Annotated in this window: 4 protein-coding genes; 3 read left to right on the top strand and 1 reads right to left on the bottom strand. The window is 73.0% G+C overall.

Annotated features, from left to right (window positions below; genetic code table 11):
- Positions 1-211 precede the first annotated feature (211 nt).
- The 3 genes from ACOV8S_RS17925 (at position 212) to ACOV8S_RS17915 (ending at position 3,732) form a co-directional block, all read left to right on the top strand.
- Positions 212-799 (top strand): TetR/AcrR family transcriptional regulator, encoded by a 588-nt coding sequence (locus ACOV8S_RS17925; protein WP_448318776.1) that lies wholly within the window; start codon positions 212-214, stop codon positions 797-799.
- 18 nt (positions 800-817) lie between these two features.
- Positions 818-3,007 carry an MMPL family transporter gene (locus tag ACOV8S_RS17920; protein WP_448318775.1) on the top strand — a complete coding sequence of 730 codons (2,190 nt, stop codon included), beginning with the start codon at positions 818-820 and terminating at the stop codon, positions 3,005-3,007.
- 71 nt (positions 3,008-3,078) lie between these two features.
- Entirely contained in the window at positions 3,079-3,732 is a 654-nt protein-coding gene (locus ACOV8S_RS17915) for a TetR/AcrR family transcriptional regulator (protein WP_448318774.1), read from the top strand.
- Positions 3,733-3,989: 257 nt separating this feature from the next.
- Here ACOV8S_RS17915 and ACOV8S_RS17910 read toward each other — a convergent pair.
- Positions 3,990-4,343 (bottom strand): MaoC family dehydratase (locus ACOV8S_RS17910; RefSeq protein ID WP_448318773.1); only part of this gene is annotated, 354 nt, incomplete at its 5' end.

Raw genomic sequence — 4,343 nt, 5'->3', positions numbered from 1 at the left:
CCGCGGAGCCTGCCCCCCGCGGTGCCTGCCCCCCCGCAGGGCCGGCTTCCACGCAGCCGACCGAAGGCCCCCTTCGCCCATTCCGGGCGAAGGGGGCCTTCGGCCGTCACGGGGGGCGAATCCGCCGTCCGGGCGAAACCGTGAGGGAACACACACCGGCTCGCCTGTCCGAACGGTCAGATCTGACCGTTCGGACAGTTACCGTGAGGTCATGGCACGCACGTCCAGCGGGCTGCACGAGCGACTGCTCGCCTCCGCCCTGCGCCTGTTCGTCTCCCGCGGTTTCCGCGGCACGTCCCTCGCGGACATCGCCGCCGACGTGGGCTGTTCCAAGGCCTCGTTGCTCTACCACTTCAGCAACAAGGAGGCGATCCTCACCGAGCTGCTGATGCCGGTGGGCAACGAGGTCTTCGACCTCGACGCCCGGCTGGCCGAGCTGGACGGCGAGGAGGCCGCGGTGACCGCGATCCACTCCTTCGTCGGCATCACGCTGCGCTTCCGGCGCGAGATCAAGCTGCTCTTCGACAACCTCGCCGACGTCTCCTGCCTGCCCGACCTGGGCGTGGAGACCATCGACGGGATCCGCGACCGGCTGGTCGACGCCGTCGCCGGACGCTCCACCGATCCACGGGACCGCATCGCCGCCTCGATCGCCCTCGGCGGGATCTTCGCCACCGGCGCGGCCGACCTGCCGTACGACGACCGGACCCTGCGCGAGGCGCTGCTCACCGGCGCGCTCCGCACGCTCGACCTCGGCCCCGACCGGGCCGGCCTCGATACAGAGCTCGGGAAGAACTAGAAGAAGGGCCCCTCTCCCATGGCGACCTTGCTCTACCGGTTGGGCCGCGCGTGCTTCGGCCGCCGCGGCCTGGTGGTGGCCGTGTGGCTGCTGCTGCTCGCCCTGATGGGCGGTGCGGCGGCGGCCTTCATGGGCACCACCACCAACGCGTTCCGCATGCCGGGGACCGAGTCCCAGCGCGCGATGGACGCACTGCAGAAGCAGTTCCCGCAGGCCGCGGGCGCCACCGGCACCGTGGTGGTCACCTCCGACGAGAAGCTGACGCCCGCCGACGTCGCGCCCGTCGTCAAGGACGCGGCCGCGATACCCGACGTGGTCGCCGCGATGGACCCGTTCAAGGCGCGGTCGATCTCGCAGGACGGCCGCTACGCGCTCGTCCAGGTGCAGTTCGAGGACGAGATCGCGGACATCACCGACGAGCAGCGCGAGGCCTACGCCGACCTGCCCGAGAAGTACGACGGCGAGGACGGCACGGTCCGCGTCGAGGTGGGCGGCGAACTCGCCCAGACCCCGCCGGAGATCGGCTCCACCGAGGCGATCGGCGTGGTGATCGCCGCCGTGGTCCTCATGGTCACCTTCGGCTCGCTGGTCGCCGCGGGCATGACGCTGCTCAACGCCCTGGTGGGCGTGGGCGTCGGCATGGCCGGCCTGTACGCGCTGACCGGGTTCGTCGAGCTCAACAGCACCAGCCCGGTGCTGGCGCTGATGCTGGGCCTGGCCGTGGGCATCGACTACTCCCTCTTCATCACCTCCCGCTACCGCGGCTTCCTCGTCGAGGGCATGGAACGGCGCGAGGCGGCCGGACGGGCCATCGGCACCGCGGGCTCCGCGGTGGTCTTCGCCGGCGCCACCGTCGTCATCGCGCTGGCCGGTCTCTCGATCGTCGGCATCCCGTTCCTGTCGGCCATGGGCCTGGCCGCGGCGGCGACCGTCGCGGTGGCCGTGCTGGTCGCGCTCACCCTGCTCCCGGCGGTGCTCGCCTTCGCCGGGGACAAGATCCTGCCGCGCAAGCTGCGCGACTCCGTCGCCGAGAAGCGCGAGGAGGGCGGGACCGTCGAGGTGAAGCAGGGCTTCGGCCACACCTGGGGCCGCCTGGCGCTCAAGCTGCGCATCCCGATCCTGATCGTCGGCGTGGCAGGTCTGGCCGCGCTGACGCTGCCCGCCCGCGACATGCACCTGGCGCTGCCGGACGCCGGCACCGCCGCCGTCGAGACCACCGAGCGGCAGGCGTTCGACCTGACCGCCGAGGGCTTCGGCCCCGGCTTCAACGGCCGCCTGCTGGCCGTCGTCGCCGCCGACACCCCGGCCGCCACCAAGGCCGCCGTGCAGGACGTCTCCGCCCTGGTCAAGGACGTCAAGGGCGTCGCGGCCGTCGCCCCGCCCCAGTTCAACCAGGACGGCACGACGGCTCTGGTCGCCGTCGTCCCGACCACCGGACCGACCGACACCGCCACCGAGGACACCGTCCACGCCATCCGCGGCAAGGTCGCCGACGTCCAGGGCGCCGACGTCGCGCTGACCGGCGTCACCGCGATCGGCATCGACATCTCCGAGAAGCTCGCCGACGCGCTGCCGGTCTACCTGCTGCTGGTGGTCGGACTGTCGGTGCTGCTGCTGATGCTGGTGTTCCGCTCGGTGCTGGTGCCGGTCAAGGCCGCGCTCGGCTTCCTGCTCACCGTCGGCGCGACCTTCGGACTGACCACGGCCGTCTTCCAGCAGGGTCACCTCGCCGACCTGGTGGGCGTGGACACCCCAGGACCGCTGGTCAGCTTCCTGCCGATCATCCTCATCGGCATCCTCTTCGGTCTGGCCATGGACTACGAGGTCTTCCTGGTCTCCCGGATGCGCGAGGACTTCGTGCACGGCGCCTCCGCGCGGGAGGCCACCGTCAGCGGCCTCGGCCACAACGCCCGGGTGGTGACCGCGGCGGCGCTGATCATGACCGCCGTGTTCGCGGGCTTCGTCTTCGCCCACGACCCGATCATCAAGTCCATCGGCTTCGCGCTCGCGGTGGGCGTCCTGATCGACGCCTTCGTGGTGCGGATGACGCTGGTGCCGGCGATCATGTCGCTGCTCGGCCGCGGCGCCTGGTGGCTGCCCAAGTGGCTGGACCGCGCGCTGCCGGACCTCGACATCGAGGGCGAGAAGCTGCGGCACGCTCTGGACGAGCCGGCTCCCGCCGACCGGGACAAGGTCACGGTGGGCTGACGCCCGAGCCTGGCGTTCCTTTTACCGACGAGGCCCCGGTGGATCCACCGGGGCCTCGTTATGGTTGCCGCATGGTTGGAGGAGCGGTGCGGACCCGACGGCTGCCACGGGCGGAACGCGAACGACAGATGATGGACGCCGCCGTCCGGGTGTTCGGCCGCCAGGGCTACCGCGGCGCCTCGATGGACGAGGTGGCCGAACTCGCGGGCGTCTCCAAGCCGTTGGTGTACCTGTACCTGAACTCCAAGGAGGACCTGTTCACGGCGTGCATCCGCCGTGAGGCGAGGGCCCTCACCGAGGCGGTCCGGGAGGGCGTCGCCGACCCCGCGCTCCCCGCCGACCGGCAACTCTGGGAAGGGCTGCACGCGTTCTTCCGGTACACCGCCGAGAACCCCGACGGCTGGGCCGTGTTGCACGTTCAGGCCCGCACGCACGGCGAGCCGTTCGCGGCGGAGGTCGCCGCGATGCGGGCGGAACTGGTCGTCTTCGTCACCCAGTTGATCGCGGTCGAGGCACGGGCGGCGCACCGGGACCCGGACCTGCCCGAGCGGGAGGTCGCCGGGCTCGCGGAGGCGCTGGTGGGGGCGGCGGAGTCGCTCGCCGCCTGGGCCAACTCGACGGACGGGGTCTCCGCGCGGCAGGCCGCCGCGACGCTGATGAACTTTGCCTGGGCCGGTCTCGGAGACCTCACCGCCGGCCGCCCCTGGACCCCGCCGCCGGCCTGAGCCGTCGCGCCGGCACCGTCCGCGGGGGCCGATCGCCCCGCCGGGGGACAGCGCGTCGCTGTCCACCCGGGCTGTGCCTGCGCCGCGCTGCGGCAGGGGCCCCGTGCGTACGGTGCCGTCGCGCGGGGTGGCAGGCGCGGTGGGCGGTCCGCTGACCAGGGTCGGCCTCGGGCCAGGGGACGGGAGCGGTTCGCGGTCGGCGACGGGAGCGGTTCCCGGTCGGCGCCGTGGTGCCGACCGGGCCCCGGTCGTGGCGGCTACGGCAAGGGCGCCGTCCCGCCCTCGAGGTGGAGGCGGCCGTGCCCGCGGAGTTCGAACCGGTCGCCGGATGCGCCGTACGCGACGGTGCCGGGAAGGAGTACCGGCGCCCTGAACCGCACCGTCACCCGCCCCGTCGCCGGCATCCCGTGCGCCGCCACGCACCGCGCCGCCGTCCACATGCCGTGCGCGATGGCCCGGGGGAACCCGAAGAGCCGGGCCGTCGCCGCCGTGAGGTGGATCGGGTTGCGGTCCCCGGAGGCGGCTCCGTACCGCCGCCCCAGGTCACCCGCCAGCCGCCATTCGGCAGCCACCGGCAAGGCCTCACGGCCCTCCGGCCCGGGGCGTTCCTC

The sequence above is a fragment of the Streptomyces sp. CO7 genome (assembly GCF_053474865.1).
The sequence above is the reverse complement of the archived record's forward strand: the minus strand, read 5'-3'. Positions and strand labels throughout refer to the sequence as shown.